19 protein-coding genes are annotated in these 17,682 nt (G+C 48.2%); 16 read left to right on the forward strand and 3 right to left on the reverse strand.

What is annotated here, in order from left to right:
• The first annotated feature begins 73 nt into the window (after positions 1-73).
• The 5 genes from pepN to ACN0T0_RS01770 all read left to right on the forward strand — a co-directional run bounded on the left by pepN (position 74) and on the right by ACN0T0_RS01770 (position 5,180).
• Positions 74-2,719 carry an aminopeptidase N gene (pepN, locus tag ACN0T0_RS01750; RefSeq protein WP_417222533.1) on the forward strand — a complete coding sequence of 882 codons (2,646 nt, stop codon included), beginning with the start codon at positions 74-76 and terminating at the stop codon, positions 2,717-2,719.
• Positions 2,720-2,743: 24 nt separating this feature from the next.
• Complete coding sequence (locus tag ACN0T0_RS01755; protein ID WP_417222535.1) at positions 2,744-3,130, forward strand: hypothetical protein; 387 nt, start codon at positions 2,744-2,746, stop codon at positions 3,128-3,130.
• Between the two features lie 15 nt (positions 3,131-3,145).
• Positions 3,146-3,961: a helix-turn-helix domain-containing protein gene (locus ACN0T0_RS01760; RefSeq protein ID WP_417222536.1), complete on the forward strand. Its 816-nt coding sequence runs from the start codon at positions 3,146-3,148 to the stop codon at positions 3,959-3,961.
• Positions 3,954-4,556 (forward strand): HAD family hydrolase, encoded by a 603-nt coding sequence (locus tag ACN0T0_RS01765; protein ID WP_417222539.1) that lies wholly within the window; start codon positions 3,954-3,956, stop codon positions 4,554-4,556. Before ACN0T0_RS01760 ends, ACN0T0_RS01765 begins: the two co-directional genes overlap by 8 nt.
• 75 nt (positions 4,557-4,631) lie before the next feature.
• Positions 4,632-5,180: a hemerythrin domain-containing protein gene (locus tag ACN0T0_RS01770; RefSeq protein WP_417222541.1), complete on the forward strand. Its 549-nt coding sequence runs from the start codon at positions 4,632-4,634 to the stop codon at positions 5,178-5,180.
• Between the two features lie 11 nt (positions 5,181-5,191).
• Here the strand turns inward: ACN0T0_RS01770 and ACN0T0_RS01775 are convergent, their stop codons facing one another.
• From ACN0T0_RS01775 to ACN0T0_RS01785, 3 genes are all read right to left on the reverse strand, one after another.
• Positions 5,192-6,331, reverse strand: coding sequence for a DUF484 family protein (locus ACN0T0_RS01775; RefSeq protein ID WP_417222543.1), 1,140 nt, complete (start codon positions 6,329-6,331; stop codon positions 5,192-5,194).
• Positions 6,332-6,526: 195 nt separating this feature from the next.
• Positions 6,527-6,808 carry a hypothetical protein gene (locus tag ACN0T0_RS01780; RefSeq protein WP_417222546.1) on the reverse strand — a complete coding sequence of 94 codons (282 nt, stop codon included), beginning with the start codon at positions 6,806-6,808 and terminating at the stop codon, positions 6,527-6,529.
• A gap of 294 nt (positions 6,809-7,102) precedes the next feature.
• On the reverse strand, positions 7,103-8,260 hold the full coding sequence (locus tag ACN0T0_RS01785; protein WP_417222548.1) for a GNAT family N-acetyltransferase: 1,158 nt from the start codon (positions 8,258-8,260) through the stop codon (positions 7,103-7,105).
• A gap of 165 nt (positions 8,261-8,425) precedes the next feature.
• On the opposite strand from ACN0T0_RS01785, the gene ACN0T0_RS01790 reads away from it, so the two are divergent.
• The 11 genes from ACN0T0_RS01790 to tolB all read left to right on the forward strand — a co-directional run bounded on the left by ACN0T0_RS01790 (position 8,426) and on the right by tolB (position 17,587).
• Positions 8,426-8,881 (forward strand): HIT domain-containing protein, encoded by a 456-nt coding sequence (locus tag ACN0T0_RS01790; RefSeq protein WP_417222551.1) that lies wholly within the window; start codon positions 8,426-8,428, stop codon positions 8,879-8,881.
• Positions 8,882-9,064: 183 nt separating this feature from the next.
• Positions 9,065-9,292, forward strand: coding sequence for an FmdB family zinc ribbon protein (locus ACN0T0_RS01795; RefSeq protein WP_417222553.1), 228 nt, complete (start codon positions 9,065-9,067; stop codon positions 9,290-9,292).
• A 58-nt stretch (positions 9,293-9,350) separates the two neighbouring features.
• Positions 9,351-11,114 carry an aspartate--tRNA ligase gene (gene aspS, locus ACN0T0_RS01800; protein WP_417222556.1) on the forward strand — a complete coding sequence of 588 codons (1,764 nt, stop codon included), beginning with the start codon at positions 9,351-9,353 and terminating at the stop codon, positions 11,112-11,114.
• Between the two features lie 111 nt (positions 11,115-11,225).
• A complete protein-coding gene (ruvC, locus tag ACN0T0_RS01805; protein WP_417222558.1) occupies positions 11,226-11,741 on the forward strand; it encodes a crossover junction endodeoxyribonuclease RuvC in 516 nt (171 codons plus the stop codon).
• Positions 11,742-11,816: 75 nt separating this feature from the next.
• On the forward strand, positions 11,817-12,443 hold the full coding sequence (gene ruvA / locus ACN0T0_RS01810; protein WP_417222560.1) for a Holliday junction branch migration protein RuvA: 627 nt from the start codon (positions 11,817-11,819) through the stop codon (positions 12,441-12,443).
• A gap of 30 nt (positions 12,444-12,473) precedes the next feature.
• Complete coding sequence (gene ruvB, locus ACN0T0_RS01815; protein WP_417222562.1) at positions 12,474-13,490, forward strand: Holliday junction branch migration DNA helicase RuvB; 1,017 nt, start codon at positions 12,474-12,476, stop codon at positions 13,488-13,490.
• A gap of 106 nt (positions 13,491-13,596) precedes the next feature.
• Positions 13,597-14,004: a TraR/DksA family transcriptional regulator gene (locus ACN0T0_RS01820; RefSeq protein WP_417222565.1), complete on the forward strand. Its 408-nt coding sequence runs from the start codon at positions 13,597-13,599 to the stop codon at positions 14,002-14,004.
• Positions 14,005-14,264: 260 nt separating this feature from the next.
• A complete protein-coding gene (gene tolQ, locus ACN0T0_RS01825) occupies positions 14,265-14,933 on the forward strand; it encodes a protein TolQ (protein ID WP_417223377.1) in 669 nt (222 codons plus the stop codon).
• Positions 14,934-14,952: 19 nt separating this feature from the next.
• A complete protein-coding gene (tolR, locus tag ACN0T0_RS01830; protein ID WP_417222567.1) occupies positions 14,953-15,369 on the forward strand; it encodes a protein TolR in 417 nt (138 codons plus the stop codon).
• 7 nt (positions 15,370-15,376) lie between these two features.
• Positions 15,377-16,300 carry a cell envelope integrity protein TolA gene (gene tolA / locus ACN0T0_RS01835; RefSeq protein WP_417222570.1) on the forward strand — a complete coding sequence of 308 codons (924 nt, stop codon included), beginning with the start codon at positions 15,377-15,379 and terminating at the stop codon, positions 16,298-16,300.
• 6 nt (positions 16,301-16,306) lie between these two features.
• Positions 16,307-17,587, forward strand: a complete 1,281-nt coding sequence (tolB, locus tag ACN0T0_RS01840; protein WP_417222573.1) for a Tol-Pal system beta propeller repeat protein TolB — start codon at positions 16,307-16,309, stop codon at positions 17,585-17,587.
• Positions 17,588-17,682: the final 95 nt, after the last annotated feature.

A 17,682-nucleotide genomic window follows, 5' to 3' on the forward strand; every position in this document is an offset into this window, starting at 1 on the left:
ATGACCGCCCGAGCGTTATCCGGGTCGAAAGCGTGTGTTGTTAATCGTGTGAATGTTATTACAAGGTGAGTGAATGAGTCAGTCCGTTATCGAACAACCCAGTGTTATCTATTTAAAGGACTATGAGGTGCCAGCCTTTCTAGTCGAGCAGACAGAGTTGCGCTTTGAGCTTGAAGAGGATCAGACCCTGGTTCGCTCTCAAGTGCGTTATGCCCGCAACCCTGACTGTTCAAATCGACAACACCCGCTGTTGTTAGATGGACATGAATCGCTCGAACTGCAGCGGCTGAGTATCGATGGTGAAGTGCTGAGTGATAAAGACTTTCGTCGTGTCGGTGAGCAGTTGAGCATTGCTAATCTACCGGATCATTTTACTCTAGAATGTATCACTCGCATTGAACCGCACAATAACACCGCCTTAGAGGGTCTGTATAAATCCGATGGTATGTTCTGTACTCAGTGCGAAGCTGAGGGCTTTCGGCGGATAACCTTCTATCAGGATCGTCCCGATGTAATGGCGCTGTTTGAGACTACAGTGGTGGCAGATAAGCAGCGTTATCCGGTGCTACTGTCCAATGGTAATATGGTTGACGCGGGCGATGAGGACGACGGGCGTCATTGGGTTAAATGGCAGGATCCGTTCCCTAAGCCGGCTTATCTGTTTGCCTTGGTTGCGGGTGATCTAGAGTGCATTGAGGATCGTTTTACAACGGCGTCCGGACGGCATGTGTCATTAAAAATATTTGCTGAATCTAAAGATCTCGATAAGTTAGATTATGCGATGACCTCGCTGAAGCAGTCGATGAAATGGGACGAAGAGGTGTATGGTCGTGAATACGATCTAGATATCTTTATGATCGTGGCCGTCGACTTCTTTAATATGGGCGCGATGGAAAATAAAGGTCTGAATATATTTAATACATCCTGTGTCCTAGCGCATCCTGAAACCACCGTTGATGCAGGCTTTCAGCGGGTTGAAGCTGTTGTTGCTCATGAATACTTCCATAACTGGTCAGGCAACCGTGTAACGTGTCGCGATTGGTTCCAATTGAGTCTTAAAGAGGGCTTTACCGTCTTCCGTGATTCACAATTTTCAGCGGATATGAACTCTCGCACGGTTAAGCGCATCGAAGATGTTACTCTGCTGCGCACTGCGCAATTTGCAGAAGATGCGGGCCCAATGGCTCACCCGGTACGGCCGGCTTCCTTTATTGAAATTTCTAATTTTTACACCCTGACGGTTTATGAAAAAGGTTGTGAAGTGGTGCGGATGTTACATACGCTGCTGGGCGCCGAGACTTTCCGTAAAGGTTCCGATCTCTATTTTGATCGCCATGATGGTCAGGCGGTGACCACGGATGACTTCGTACAAGCGATGGCGGATGTGTCAGGTCGAGATCTGAGCCGCTTCAAGCTTTGGTATAGCCAATCAGGTACGCCTCAGGTGTCGGTTACCGGTGAATACGATGCGGCCAATCAGCGTTATACATTGCACATGCATCAGCGGTGTCCGGCAACGGCCGATATGGCCACGAAGCAGCCGTTTTTGATTCCGGTTGCGGTGGGCCTGCTGGACGCCCAAGGTAATGATATTCCTCTAAATGATGGCAATACCACCGAAGTGCTGGAGTTTGTGGCTACTGAGCAGAGCTTTGTTTTTGATAATATACCCGTCGAGCCGACACCATCACTCTTGCGTGATTTCTCTGCACCGGTAAAACTGAAATTCCCTTATGATCGTGATCAACTGATCTTTTTGATGCAGCATGACAGTGATGGCTTTAATCGTTGGGATGCGGCGCAGCAGTTGGCGGTGGGTGTCATGAGCGAGCTGATTATCGATCAGCAGCAAGGGCGTGAGTTAGTGCTGGATCCTGCTTTGATTAACGCTTACCGGCAGGTATTGAGTGATACGAGCCTGGATAAAGCGATGGTGGCAAAAGTGCTAACACTGCCTTCTGAGGCCTATCTGTGTGAATTAGCCGACGAGATTGATGTCGATGCTATCTATCAAGTACGCCGCTTTGTTCGAGATTCAATTGCTACTGAGTTAGCACCACTGTTCCTGCAGGTTTACCAAACCAATAACACGGCGGAAAGTTATCAGCCGGATGCTGTCTCGGTGGCACGCCGCAGTCTTAAAAATCTGGCGCTGTCCTATCTGATGGCGACTGAGCAGCCAGCCTATCTTGAGTTAGCGCTACAGCAGTACCAGCAGGCGGATAATATGACGGATAGTCAGGCGGCGCTGACACTGATTGCGCATTCAGGTTTCGACGCTGAAGCGGCAGAAGTGCTGGCCAGTTTTTATCAGCGTTGGCAGGCAGAATCATTGGTGGTAAATCAGTGGTTGGCGGTGCAGGCGAGTGATCCAAAATTAGGTGCGTTAGAGCGAGTTAAGGCTTTGCAGCAGCATGCCGCCTATGATGCATCAAACCCAAACAAGATACGTTCACTGGTTTCGGTGTTTTGTGCGCAGAATATGCTTAATTTCCATAATTCTGATGGCAGTGGCTACCGTTTTCTTGCAGATCAGATTATTGTATTAAATAAGAAGAATCCACAAATCGCTTCCCGGTTGTTGACGCCGTTAACTCGGTGGAAGAAATATCCAGCAGCGCGCAGTGGATTGATGAAAGCTGAGTTACAGCGGATCAACAATAGTGGTGATCTGTCCCGTGATGTTTTTGAAGTTTTAAGTAAAAGTCTGGCTGGTTGAGGCCTGTAAAGAAAGGGTAATAAAATGGACAGAACTATCCCAGAGCAGGATAAATTCGAACTACAACAGAACTATCGTCGCTACCTGAAATATCAGGATCAATACGATGATGCCTTCAATGCACTAAAGCAGTCCCGGGCGAGTCGAGTGTGGATTGCTGGTGTGGTCACATTGTTGTTTGGCTTAGGGTCTGAGTTTTTCTTTGGTGTTGCTGCAGGTCTGTTCGGCCTGTATTTCTATCGTATCGGCTCTGCTTGGTATAAGAGCTTTCAGATCGATGAAGGGCGAGAAGAGGTGGTGCGTTGGTTTTCATCTAAGGGGCTAACGTTCGAAGGCCGTATTCTCTATTTCCGTGATGATGTTGTGTTAGCGCAGCCGGTCGACCCTTTTGCTGATGAAAGCTACGCCTAAGGTGTGAGGCCTGACATGCCGGTCAAGCGTGAATACCGGGGTATCAGTCAGCGGGCTAAACGCCTGCTGGCAAACCCTGAAGGTATTGATGTCGATTTCAAACGCGAAATCAATGGTATAAAAAGCCGCGATTTAGTCTCCTTTGCGAACTCTCCGCACGGCGGCGCGATTTTAGTTGGGGTTGATGAATATACCAGCCCCGATGGCCTTCAACGGGGGCGTATTGTCGGCTGTGATGTTGATGATGGTGCCCGGCTTAGCCTGATAAATAAAGCCACCGATTGTTATCCAATCGTCGATTTAGAGTTGGTGGTTGAGAACATTAGCAGCAAACCCTTTTTTCGTCTGGAAATAGCCTCCGGCAATAAACGACCTTATTGCACGCAGCGCGGTGAATATGCCATTCGCGCCGATGCCCGTTCTAGGGCGCTCTATCCTGAAGAATTATTAGCGATGTTTATGGACCGCGAAGGGACGCTGTTTCTCAACCGTTTTCGCGAAGCGGTGGGGCAATTAGAGCAACGTTTAGGGCAGATGGATCACGCGTTTGGCTCGGGTATGGAGCAGTTGGTTAATCATTTAGATGATCTCGATAATCAGGTCCGCCGCACACTGACGCGGGTGGATCAGATGACTGATAGCGCGAAAAAGCGTTCACGAACGATGCTGCAAGCGCTGCGTGACTCACAAGAGAGTATTGCCGGCTTAGAGGCGATGCTCATTGCACAAAACGGTAATCCTGCCGGTCGATTGGATATTATGCGAGATATTCGAACCCGGTTAGATCAGTTAACGGACAATTTAATTCCAAATGATGAAGATAATGATTGAGCGTATCCGTCAAGTTGATCACTGGATTTTTGATCTCGATGGTACGCTGACGCAGCCAGTTCATGATTTTGAGCGGATCCGTGCCGAGCTTGGTTTGCCTGCGGGTTGTGATATTTTGGCTACCATTGCCGCGCGTCCCGAAGCGGAGCAGCAGGGCTTGAATCAACAGCTTGATGAGTGGGAGTATTTCTACGCGGATATGGTTCAGCCTGCGGTAGGGGTGAATGAGTTTCTTACTTGGCTGGCAGAGCGTGATTGTCATTTAGGTATTTTGACGCGCAACAAGCGCGAAGTTGCATTGCGTTGCTTAGAGGTGATTGGCGTCGGCTCGTTGTTTGATACGGCGGCTGTATTGGGGCGTGATGATGCATTAGCAAAACCGGATCCACAGGGTATTCATTTTTTACTTGATCAATGGCACGCAGGTGCTGCTCAAGCGGTTATGGTGGGGGATTTTCGTTTCGACCTTGAAGTGGGGCGTGCGGCAGGGGTGGCAACTATTCATGTGGATCAGCGTGCTGACCGCGAGTGGCCAGCATTAACGGATCTCAAAGTTGACACCCTCGAGCAATTACATCAATTGTTAATTGTCTGAGACGCTTCTGTTGATACCCGTCAAGATCGCATCCTAAAGCTGAGGTATAGTGTGTATGTCTCAGAGGAGGTCGTTATGACAGTATTGAACGATTTACATCAGGATCATGTTAACCTAAATAAGTTGCTGGCGGTGTTAGATCATAAGCTTGAAGAGCTGAAGCAGGGTGAGATGCCTAACTTTGTTTTATTAAGCGATGCGGTGGATTACATCACCAGCTATGCCGATGCCTATCATCATCCACTTGAAGATCAAATGTATGAAGCGTTTAAAAATTCGGGCTGCCAAGAGTTAGATGAAGCGATTGTTCGCTGTGTCGATGAGCATAAGCTTCTAAAACAAAGCAGTCACGATATTATTGAGGCAGTGGATTGCATATTGAGCGATGCGGTGGTGCCTATGGATCAGTTTGCCGCTAAATTGGAGCGTTTCCTGGATGAGCAGATAGAGCACCTTAACCTTGAAGAGGGGACGCTTTTCCCTCTGTTAGATGAGGTGGCAACGGATGAGCAGTGGCGGGCACTCGAGTCAGGCCTGCCAAAAATGGATGATCCATTGTTCGGCGAGAAACAGAAGCAGCGTTATATTGATCTTTACAGCGAATTACTTAGGGATATGCACTAGTTTTCGCTTTGTTAAGGTCTGAGCTTACTGTTCGGTTGGCTGAGTAGCTCGGCTGTTATAGCTGGCAGGGCTCGGTATTCTATCCGGTTCCTGCCTTTTTCTTTTGCCCGATAGACCGCGTCATCTGCTGCTTTTAATAGTGCATGGGCTTGTGCGTGCAGATCATTAACATGAAAGCTATGCGAGGTGCAGTGGGTGACGCCGATGGAGGCGCTGATTCTAAAGGGGGCATTATTATTGTCATGGACAACCATATGCGCAATTTTCTTGCGTAACTGCTCGCTGATTTGAATGGCTTTTTCGCTCTCGCAATTAGGCAGTAGTATCGCAAACTCTTCACCCCCATAGCGGGAAATAAAGTCAGTCTTACGCAAATTCTGTTTGAGCAGTAGACCTATTGCCCGCAGCACTTTGTCGCCTATCTGGTGGCCAAAGCTATCATTAACGAGTTTAAAATAATCTAAGTCTATAAATAAACAGCTTAAGGGGGTTTCATGGCGGCTCGCTCTAGAGAGTTCTTTGATGATCTCCTGATCAAACGCGCGGCGGTTATACACCTTAGTTAGCATGTCGATAATGCTCAGCCGTTTAAGGTTCTGCTGATTGATACAGTTTTCAATACAGACGGCGATAACTGAGGATAGGTGATCGATATAGTCACAATCTAAGCGTTCGTTGTACCGTGCCGGGTCGTTGCTGCCTAAATGTAGACTACCAATGAGACAGTTATGGCGAATAAGCGGTAATAAGGCGCTGCTGAATATATAGGGTGAGCGGGGGAACGCGATGCTTTTTAAGGGTGGGCTAAGCTCGCCAATTCTGAGCTTTTGCGTTGGGAATAGGCTTTTAAGTAACTGCTGGTTATCGACAAAACGAAGGCAGTGATCAGGCTGGGGCGGTATGTACTCATCGAGTAGGTCGCGGGCAGCATTTTCAGGGTCGAACAGAATCAGGTTAACGGCGGAGAGATGAAAGTGATCTCGGAATTCGATTAAAATGAGTTCTAGCAGTTCGGCTAGCGTGCTGCAGCTGAATAGGCGAATTTCCATATCGAAGAATGAGCGCAAGACGCCTTCGTTTTGCTCTACCTTCGTTGTCAGTCGTCGCAGTGATCTTCTTAGATCTGTGTTCTCTTTTTCGAGCGATTCCATAAAACGCCTGTTTTGCGCCTGTAATGAAAGCGTTATCGGCAACAAGCGCTAACAATAAAGGGGAAGTCGTCAATAATTGTAAAAAAAATACTGATTGGGCGTTAGGCTGAGGCAGCGAGGCTTCGCTGTTGATGAGCAGAGCTAGATAGTAATAGAAAAACCACCGCCCATGATAGGCAGTGGTTTTTGGGATGTTTAGCCTACCTTGTCCATGCGACCCTGGTAGTTAGGGTGCGTTTTAACAAAGTGTTTGAGCACATGACGCAGAACCCTTTCGTGTTCTGTATCGCCTTTGCGTTGAGCCTTGGCAATATCATCTAGGATTATTCGTTTTACTTTGCTTTCACCCTGATGACAGCATAGGTAATGTCCCATGGCCATCGCGATGATTGGGTCGGTATGCTCATGCTCCGCTATAGCCTCGACTTCATCTTGCGTGAGATCACTCAGATGGAGGCATTCGTCATAGGTTAACATTGTGTAACCCCCTTATTGTTTTGGTGCTGCTGATTCGTCTGAAAGAGCAAAGGCTCATACGTTGATAAATATGTACTGCCGCCTGATATTCATTCTAGCAACAGATGGCTAGATAACGAGTTTAATCGGCCGTTTAAAAGGGAATTCGTGCAATGAGTGATGTTTAATTGATATGGCTCATATTTATTGGGTCTAGAGGCTAGGTATTTCGGTACTAAGAGGTTTTGGTTGACGCAATAAATGTGCTAGACAGTAGGTACGGCTGCCGGGCTCCAACGGGCCCGGTAGATTGCCTCAGGTCTTTTTAAAAGGTAGGCGCTCGCGCAGGGTTGCCATTTCTTGGCGCAAAAGAGATTCCTCTTCCTCGGTAAATTGTTGTACCGCTTGCTGGAATCCTGGATGGGCCAGCCAGTGGGCTGACCAAGTTTCAATGGGCTCGAAGCCTCGTTGAATTTTATGCTCGCCTTGTGCGCCAGGATCAAAGCGTTGAAGTTGATGACGAATGCAGTGCTCAATGCCTTGATAGTAGCAGGTCTCAAAATGTAAGCTGTCATATTCGGCTAAAGCCCCCCAGTAGCGACCGTACAGGGTATCACTGTCTTGAAAAAACAGAGCGCCGGCAACAGCCTCGGTATGACTGTGCTGCGGGTCGTAAGCAAAGCAGATATGCAACTGGTCGGCAAGACTATCGCGTAGCTGATGAAAAAAGGCTTCGTTTAGATAGCCGCGACGGCCACGTTTTAAATAAGTGATTTGGTAAAACTGATAGAACTGCTTAAGCATGGCGTCGGTGAGTTGAGCGCCGCTGACAATGCGGTGTTGAATTCCGTGTTGAGTGATTTTCTCGCGTTCCTTGCGGAGGTTTTTGCGTTTGCGTGAGCTAAAGGTGTCAAGAAAATCATCAAAGCACAGATATTCTCGGTTAAACCAGTGGTATTGAGTGCCTAGGCGGTAATTCAGTTGCGGGTATTGATCTTTATTGCGCAGCGTTTCGGTGATAAAGAGTCCGTGCCAGCCCGTGGCTTGATACTGGGATGCTAGCTGCATGATGGCAGATAATATGTCCTTTGTCAGTGATTGCTGTTCTGGTTCGCTAAGGTCGCTGTGGAGCATAAGTCTCGGGCCATAGCAGGGTGTAAATGGGATCGCGGTAACCAGTTTTGGGTAGTAGTCTAAGCCGTTACGTTGATAGGCATCAGCCCAGCTCCAGTCGAAGACATATTCGCCATAGGAGTGGCTTTTTAGATAGAGGGGCATGATAGCGATGGCGCGTTCATTTTCGCTTACTACTAAATGACAAGGCTGCCAGCCGGTGTCCGCCGAGACGCTGCCGGATTGTTCCAGTGCGTGTAGGTATTCGTAGCGTAAAAATGGATAATCGCTTTGGCACAGGCTGTTCCAGCGTTCTGAGCCGATCTGGTCAATGGCGCTATAAAAATTGAATTGTGGCATATTGTCCTATACTGTTCAGATCGCGTATTTATTATCTAACTACCCGATAATAAAGCATTAAATTTTAAGCGAATGATACTGACGGTAGACTATCTAGTGCTCGCATGGGATTGTGCTTTGTCAATATAGTATGTTTGCAGCGGCCTTTAAGCTAGGAGAAAAACAATGGATGAGCTAGAGCTGGAATTTGAACTGGATGCTCGCCTGAATAATGATTGCATCACCTTAGGGGACTTTCCATTATCTCGCTTGTTACTCATGAATGATGCGCATTATCCTTGGTTTATTTTGGTTCCTCGGCGGGCCGACGTGAGTGAAATCTATCATCTGTCCCATGCTGATCAGGCGCAGTTTCTGCATGAGTCTTCATTTTTAGCAGAAAATCTGCACGATGTTTTTGATGCGGATAAAATCAATATCGCTGCACTGGGTAATGTGGTGAATCAGCTGCATATACATCATGTTGTGCGCTATGAAGGGGATGCCGCTTGGCCAGCACCTATTTGGGGTGTCTGCCCTGCAACGCCTTATAGCGCAGCTCAGGTTGAGGAAATTCGTCAAAAGTTACAGCTAATGATGCCGCAAGAGGTTAATTTTGTGGCGCGAGGTCTGATCGACTGATTTCTCATTTAAAAGCCTTAAATGGCCCTGTCAGCGGCCAATATTTCAGGTATAATTCGCCCTTTTCTGGGCAAGGCGGCTGTTAGTCGGTGTTCGTTAACCGGTGATTTAGTTATCGAACAGGCTGAAATACAGGCAGTCGCTTTGTGGTGTGTCTCTATTTCATAGGAAAAACTGCTAACGATGCCGATCTTTGATTTCGCATGCCGTCATTGTGGTCATGAATTTGAAAAGCTGGTGCTGAAATCTGATGCACCTGCGCCTGAGTGCGCTGTCTGTGAGTCTGCAGACGTGATTAAAAAAGTATCCGCGTCAGGTTTCAGGCTATCCGGTACCGGCTGGTATGAAACTGATTTTAAAACCGGAAAGAAAAAGAATCTGGCGGGTAGCCAGAGCGACTCCGGTAACTGATTTTTAATTGTCTGAATAAACACTGATTCAGCTTGCTAAGTAACAGGAACATTTAACTATGCGCAGTCATTATTGCGGCGATCTCAGAAAAGAGCATATCGGCGAAGACATTACTCTGACGGGGTGGATTCACCGTCGTCGCGACCACGGTGGGGTTATTTTTCTGGATCTTCGTGACCGTGAAGGTCTCACCCAGGTGGTATTCGACCCTGATCGTGAAGAGAGCTTCGCGCTGGCCGATAGCTGCCGGAATGAATATGTCGTCGAGGTTAAGGGGACTGTTCGTGGTCGTCCAGACGGCACTATTAATTCGGATATGCCAACCGGTGAGATCGAAGTGCTGGGTAAAGAACTGATTGTTTTAAATAAGTCAGAAACCCCGCCGTTCCAGTTGGATGAACACCAGCAGGTTGGCGAAGAAGTGCGTCTGCGTCATCGTTATATCGATCTGCGTCGTCCAGAAATGCAAGAAAAAATGCGTTTCCGTTCGAAAGTGACCATGGCGATTCGTAACTATCTAGATGAGCATGGCTTCCTGGATATCGAAACCCCAATCTTAAACCGTGCGACCCCTGAAGGTGCTCGTGATTATCTGGTACCAAGCCGGGTTCATGAAGGACATTTCTTTGCGTTGCCACAATCCCCTCAGCTATTCAAACAGTTGCTGATGGTGGCTGGCTTCGATCGTTATTATCAAGTTGCTAAATGCTTCCGTGATGAAGACTTGCGGGCGGATCGTCAGCCTGAGTTTACTCAGATCGATATTGAAGCGTCATTTCTTGATGAGCAGGAGATCATGTCAATTGCTGAGACAATGATCCGTAAGTTGTTCCTTGAGTTGAAAGGGGTTGATCTGGGTGATTTCCCACGGATGCCTTATTCTGAGGCTATGCAGCGTTATGGTTCTGATAAGCCTGACCTACGTTACCCGATGGAACTGGTCGATGTTGCTGACCTGATGGCTGAGATCGAATTTAAAGTATTTGCTGGGCCAGCGAAAGATCCTAAGGGTCGTGTTGCTGCATTGAAAGTGCCTGGCGGCGCTAAATTGACCCGTAAGATTATCGATGAATACACCAAGTTTGTTAGCATCTATGGTGCTAAAGGTTTGGCGTGGATTAAAGTCAACGAGCTCGAAAAAGGCGTTGAAGGTCTGCAGTCGCCAATCGTTAAGTTCTTGGGGGCTGATGTGGCGATGGCCATCATGGAGCGTCTGGGGGCGGAAAATGGCGACATCGTTTTCTTTGGTGCAGATAAAGAAAAAATCGTATCTGAAGCGTTGGGCGCATTGCGTATCAAGGCCGGTGAAGATCTGAATATGGCGCAGTGTGAGTGGGCGCCTATGTGGGTTGTCGACTTCCCAATGTTTGAAGAAACCGATAACGGTGGTCTGACGGCACTACATCATCCGTTCACTGCACCTAGCTGCAGCCCGGAAGAGCTTAAAGCGGATCCGCTGACAGCCTTGTCCCGTGCGTATGATATGGTCTTGAATGGTTGCGAGCTAGGTGGTGGTTCAATCCGTATCCATGATCAGGCTATGCAGGCATCTGTATTAGATATTCTCGGTATTTCTGAAGAGGAAGCCGATGATAAATTTGGCTTCCTGTTGAATGCGCTGAAATATGGTGCGCCACCGCACGGTGGTTTGGCCTTCGGTTTGGATCGTCTGATTATGTTAATGACCGGTACCGACTCTATTCGTGAAGTGATCGCCTTCCCTAAAACCCAGAGCTCTGCTTGTATGATGACGCAGGCACCGGGTGAAGTGAGTGCGGCTCAGCTACGTGAATTGAATATCAAATTGCGTAAAACGCCTTAAGATAGTGGGCGTTTAATGATAAAGCCGTGCACTGCACGGCTTTTTTTATGTCCGTATCTAGGGTATTGTTATCTGTATAAATAACCAGTACTTTGAGTTGATAATGCAGTTATGTTGATTTTAGGGATAGATCCGGGCTCACGGATTACCGGATACGGTATTATCAATACAGTGGGGGCGAAGAATGAATATGTTGCCAGTGGCTGTATTCGTCTTAAGGGTGATGAGTTAGCTGTGCGGTTGACGCAGATATATGCGGGTGTGACCCAGCTGATTGAGCAGTTTTGTCCGCAAGAGATGGCGATAGAGCAGGTCTTTATGGCCCGAAACCCTGATTCTGCGTTGAAGCTAGGCCAGGCCCGTGGCGTGGCTATTGTGGCGGGTGCAAACCAAGGTTTAGAGGTGGCTGAATATGCAGCCCGTAAAGTTAAGCAGGCGGTGGTCGGTAACGGCTCTGCAGATAAATCCCAAGTTCAGCATATGGTCAAATCTATTTTGAAACTGCCGGGGCTGCCGCAGGCAGACGCCGCCGATGCGTTGGCTATTGCTCTGTGTCATGCACATACCCGTAGTAGTCTGATTATGATGGCGGGTGCCAAAAGTAGCCGAGGTGGCCGTCTGCGATGAACGCAGTGTTACATTAGTTATGAGTAGCCTAAAAATTAAGCCCTGTCAGTGGGGCGAGTTGGAGAGAAAAGCGCCGTGATAGGACGATTGAAAGGTGAATTGTTAGAAAAGCACCCGCCGCAACTGGTTATTGAGGTGAATGGGGTTGGCTATGAAGTCGATGCCTCAATGAATACTTTTTACCAACTACCGGAAGTAGGGCGACAGATAACCTTGTTTACCCATATGGTGGTTAGGGAAGATGCTCAGCTGTTGTACGGATTTTATGAGCGCACCGAGCGCTCGCTGTTCCGCATTTTGATTAAAGTAAATGGTGTGGGGCCTAAGCTGGCATTAACGATTCTGTCGGGTATCAGTGTGAATGAGTTTGTTTTGTCGGTGCAGCATCAGGATACAGCCGCTTTAGTGAGGTTACCCGGGGTTGGTAAAAAGACTGCTGAACGCCTTATTGTCGAGATGCAGGATAAGCTGAAGGATTTTGTCTTTAACGATGTCGATGAGTTCACCTTAACTGATGGTTTAGGCGGACCGGCACCTGCTGTACAAAGTGATAATAGGGCTGAGGCTGAAAGTGCTTTGGTTGCGTTGGGCTATAAGCCGGTGCAGGCGACTAAATCGATTGCTCAGGCTGAAAAGTTGATACCCGGCGCCTCCTGTGAAGAGCTTATTCGTGCGGCCTTGAAGAGTATGGTGCAGGGTTAGTAACGCAATGTTAGTGATAGGGTATTAATCATGATCGAAGCGGATCGCTTTGTTACTCCTGTGGTTACCGCGCCACAAGAGGAAGTTCAGGATCGGGCGATTCGTCCGAAAGCGTTGCAGGACTATGTTGGCCAGCCAGTGGTCAAAGAGCAGATGGAGATCTTTATCGGTGCTGCGCGCAAGCGTCAAGAAGCGCTCGATCATACGCTTATTTTTGGACCGCCGGGGCTGGGTAAAACCACCTTGGCGAACATTATCGCCAATGAAATGGAATGTAATATTAAATCCACCTCGGGGCCGGTGTTAGAAAAAGCCGGTGATCTTGCGGCGATGCTGACCAATCTTGAGCCGGGTGATGTGCTCTTTATTGATGAAATACACCGTTTAAGTGCTTCGGTTGAAGAGGTGCTATACCCTGCGATGGAAGATTATCAGCTGGATATTATGATCGGTGAAGGGCCGGCAGCTCGTTCAATTAAGTTGGAATTGCCGCCGTTTACTTTAGTGGGGGCGACCACACGAGCAGGATTGTTAACGTCGCCGCTGAGGGATCGCTTTGGTATTGTGCAGCGACTCGAATTTTATAATATTGATGATTTGACCTCCATCGTTGAACGTTCTGCACGTCTGTCGGGTAGTGGCGTTGACCGTGAAGGGGCGATTGAAATTGCTCGTCGTGCGCGAGGTACGCCACGGATCGCTAACCGCTTGTTGCGACGCGCCAGAGATTACGCGGAAGTTAAGGGCGATGGTCGGATCTCATTAGAAATGGCTGATCTTGCGTTGAATATGCTAAATGTCGATGAGCATGGTTTTGATCATATGGATCGACGCTTATTATTGGCCATGATTGAGAAGTTTGGCGGTGGCCCGGTCGGGGTCGATAGCTTAGCTGCGGCGATTAGTGAAGAGCGAGATACCATTGAAGATGTACTCGAGCCTTACTTGATACAACAAGGCTTTATGATGCGTACACCGCGTGGGCGGGTGGTGACAGACAATGCTTATCGTCACTTTGGTCTTGAATTGCCTGACCGGGATCAATAGAACCGGCATCAGCTGAAGATAACTGATTTAAGTCAACGCAGAGTTGCGACTAAGGGTTTAACTTTTAGCTTATGAACATAAAAAATAATGTTTAGGGCGTTAAGGTATGAACACTATGAAACTCGGTTGCATCAATGTGGCGCAACTTAAACATCTGAAGCGTGAACTGCAGATTTTATTGCAGCAGTTGCAGACCGATCTTAAAGCTGAACGGTCAGATCAGCAGGCTGAGATGGGTCAATTAAGTTGCACCGAGGTGCTCGATCGCGCCGAGGCATCAGCCGTTGTTGGTCTTCAGCAAACGAGTCTGTCACATATAACGCAGTTGGAAGAAGAGATTCGTGAGTGCCAAAATGCATTGTTGCGGGTTGAAGCGGGTCAGTATGGTTATTGTCAGAGTTGCGGCGAAGAGATAGAACTGAATCGCCTTATGGCTAATCCGACAGCTGTTTTATGTGTCGCGTGTCAATCGAAAGATGAGCACCGCCGTAATGGCCACTTAGTCTCTGTATAAGCTTATTGGTGTTTATTAGCCGCCTTCTTGGGCGGCTTTTTTATGTTGGGTTGTTCATTTTGTTTGAACTTTCAAACGCTTGCTCGCTCCAATCGCCGAACAGTTGAGTCGCTAATGGATAAAGCGTGCTGCAAAATTGTTTAATCGACGTAAATCTGATTTTTTGTCAGAAAAGGGGCAGATTTTGCCCGCTGATCTCGCTACTATCAGAACCAGTTTTTCAGATTTCATCACAAGGGGTTATAAACGTGCCGGATAAAATGTCGATCTGGAGCCTGGTGGCTAATGCCAGTTTTGTTGTTCAGATAGTTATGTTGTTGTTGTTGCTGGCGTCAGTGCTGTCTTGGATTATGATTTTCCAACGCCACTTTGTGTTGCGACAGGCACAGCGTAAATTGCGGGCATTTGAAGACCGCTTCTGGTCCGGGGTTGACCTGAGCCAGCTATTCCGTGAAGTGAATGCTGATCCGGATAGTGATAATGGCGCTGAAAATATTTTTCGGGCAGGGCTGAAAGAGTTCAGCCGACTGAGTCAGCAGTCAGGCGCCGATCGTGATGCGATTATGGAAGGGGCGCAGCGCAGTATGCGGGTGGCCTTAGCCCGCGAAGAGGAAAAGCTTGAGATGCATTTGCCATTTTTGGCCACCGTGGGGTCAACCAGCCCTTATGTCGGATTGTTTGGCACCGTGTGGGGGATTATGAATTCATTTCGAGGCCTGGCGAATGTTCATCAGGCGACGCTGGCATCGGTAGCGCCGGGTATCTCAGAGGCCTTGATTGCCACCGCGATCGGACTGTTTGCAGCTATTCCCGCGGTTATTGCCTATAACCGTTTCTCGGCTAAAACGGAAACGCTGATGAATAGTTATGAAACCTTTGCGGATGAATTTTCAAGTGTTTTGCACCGCCGAGTGCACGCTTCAAACTGATCTGTAACAGGCCGCTACTATGATTCGCAGAGTAAGAAAGAAACGTAAGCTAAACGCTGATATCAATGTGGTGCCATACATCGATGTGATGATGGTGTTGCTGGTTATCTTTATGATTACCGCGCCTATGTTGACGCAGGGCGTTGATGTACAGCTACCTAAAGCTGGCTCAGACCCGGTTGATACTCAAGATAATGAGCCATTGATTGTGACCGTCGATAAAGAAGGGCGTTACTATATCGATGTGGGCGGCGATCCGCTCAAGCCTATTAGTGGTGAGGTGGTCGAAGAGCGGGTTGCTAAAGTGTTGAGTAACAATCCGAAGAAACTGTTGCTGGTGCGTGGTGATAAAGGTGTCGATTATGATCATGTTATTCAGCTAATGACTCTTTTGCAGCAGGCGGGTGCAGAAAGTGTCGGCTTGGTAACAGAGTAATTTGATTGTGAATTTACGAAGTTACTTATTCCCCGCACTATTAGCCCTGATTCTGCATGGCGTGATACTTAGTGCGCTATTTTATAGCTGGCTAGGTTATGCTGAAGATGAGAAACATCTTACGCCTCGGCATGTCAAAGCCCAGATCGTGGATATTAAATCACAACTGCAGGCACGGCAGCGCGACCAGCAGGCGGAGGCGAAAAAGAAAGCCGATGCACGCAAGCTAGCGGATGCGCGTAAAAAAGAAGCGTTGAAAAAAGAGCAGCAAAAGCAAGAGGCTCTTAAGCAGAAGCAACGCAAGCAAGAGGTCGCTAAGAAAGAGCAACAGGCCCGTGAAAAAGCCCAGGCTTTAAAGCAGGCCGACGCTAAGAAGAAAGCTGAAGCTCTCAAGCAAGAGGCCGCACGTAAAAAATCAGAGGCGCTGAAAAAAGAGCAGGCGGCTCAAGCGGCTAAGAAAAAGCAACAGGACGAAGCGCGTCGTCAGGCTGAAGCTAAAAAAGATGCCGAACGTAAGCGCGCCGAGCTGCAGCGTGTTGAGCGTGAACAGCAAGCTCAGCAGCGTCGAGATGCCGAGTTAGCGGCGGCGCTTGCCGCCGAAGAACAGGAGATGCAAGCATTGCAAGATCAGCAGGCAACGGCGGGTTATCTCGAATACATTGCTGCTGAGATTGAAAGTAACTGGCGTCGTCCACCGAGTGCACGCAACGGCATGAAAGTGGTGTTGTCATTGCATCTACTGCCTACCGGCGAAGTAGATAATGTTTATGTCGTAAAAAGTAGCGGCGATAGCCATTTTGATGAAAGCGCTATCCGAGCAGTGAAACGGGTTGGACGATTCAGTGAATTACAAAACATGGACCCAATACTGTTTGATAGAAATTTTAGGAAGTTAACACTTGAATATAATCCATCAGATCTTCGCAGGTAATCCGTGATGCAGCGTAGTTTTATATGTCTATTCTTTTGCTTGTTCAGTTTGCTAGCGCGGGCTGAGTTGACCGTTGAAATTACTCAAGGGGTCGATGAGCCAACGCCGATAGCGGTGGTGCCATTTGCCTGGAGTGGCAATCAGGCGCTGCCGGATGATATCGCTAAGGTGGTGGGTGATGATCTGTATCGTAGTGGTATGTTCAAGGTCATGCCGCGGGAAAATATGCTGAGCTTCCCGTCGGATCGTAATTCGCTCTATTTTCGTGATTGGCGTATCAGCGGTAGTGATTTTATTGTTATCGGTCGTATCAGTGAATCTGAAGGGCAATTGAATGTAGCCTTTGAATTATATGACATTCTTAAGGAAGAGCGCATTCTCGGTGAGGATATCAAGGCGAGTCGTGATAATTTACGCGCCGTGGGCCACTATATCAGCGACAAAGTGTTTGAGGCGTTAACCGGTGTGCGCGGCGCTTTCTCGACGCGTATCGTTTATGTGACGGCTAAGCAATTGGCACCGTCGAAATATCGTTATCGTTTGATGCTGGCGGATGCCGATGGCCATAATCCACGAACCATTCTGGAATCCAGAGAGCCTATCTTATCTCCGGCTTGGTCGCAGGATGCCTCTAAACTGGCGTATGTGTCTTTTGAGTCGGGACGTCCAGCCGTCTATATACAGTACTTAGCAACGGGCAAGCGAGAAAAGGTTCAGTCATTCCGCGGTTTGAATGGCGCCCCTGCGTGGTCTCCCGATGGTAAACAGCTGGCTTTGGTGCTGTCTAAAGATGGTAACCCGGAAGTTTATGTGCTGGATCTGCAGCAGCGTCGCCTAACCCGGATCACCCACCATTTTGGTATTGATACAGAGCCTTCTTGGTCACCAGATGGTCAGTCACTGATCTTTACCTCTGATCGTGGTGGTCAGCCGCAGATCTATTCTATCTATCTGCCGAGCCGTGATGTGACCCGCCTGACCTTTGACGGGCAGTCTAATGCGCGCGGTCGTTTGACTCAGGACGGGCGTTTTTTGGCCATGGTGCATCAGAACAATGGGGCATACCATATTGCCGTGCAAGATCTGCGGACTGGCCGGGTGGATCTGTTAACGGAAACCTTTATGGATGAGTCTCCGACGATTGCTCCCAACGGTAGTATTATTCTTTATGCCACCCAGGAAGGTATTCGAGGCGTATTGGCAGCGGTATCCCTTGATGGGCGAGTTAAGTTTCGTTTGCCGTCAACAGATGGCGATGTTCGTGAACCCGCTTGGTCTCCTTTCTAGATAAGTGTTTAGTAACGTCTATTTGAGCCGAAGTGACGGTGTAAAGTGACAAGATGACTGCGTAAGCCTACAAAGTTAAATCAATTAGTTAGAAA

The organism is Amphritea sp. (assembly GCF_048266285.1).
GTDB lineage: Bacteria > Pseudomonadota > Gammaproteobacteria > Pseudomonadales > Balneatricaceae > Amphritea.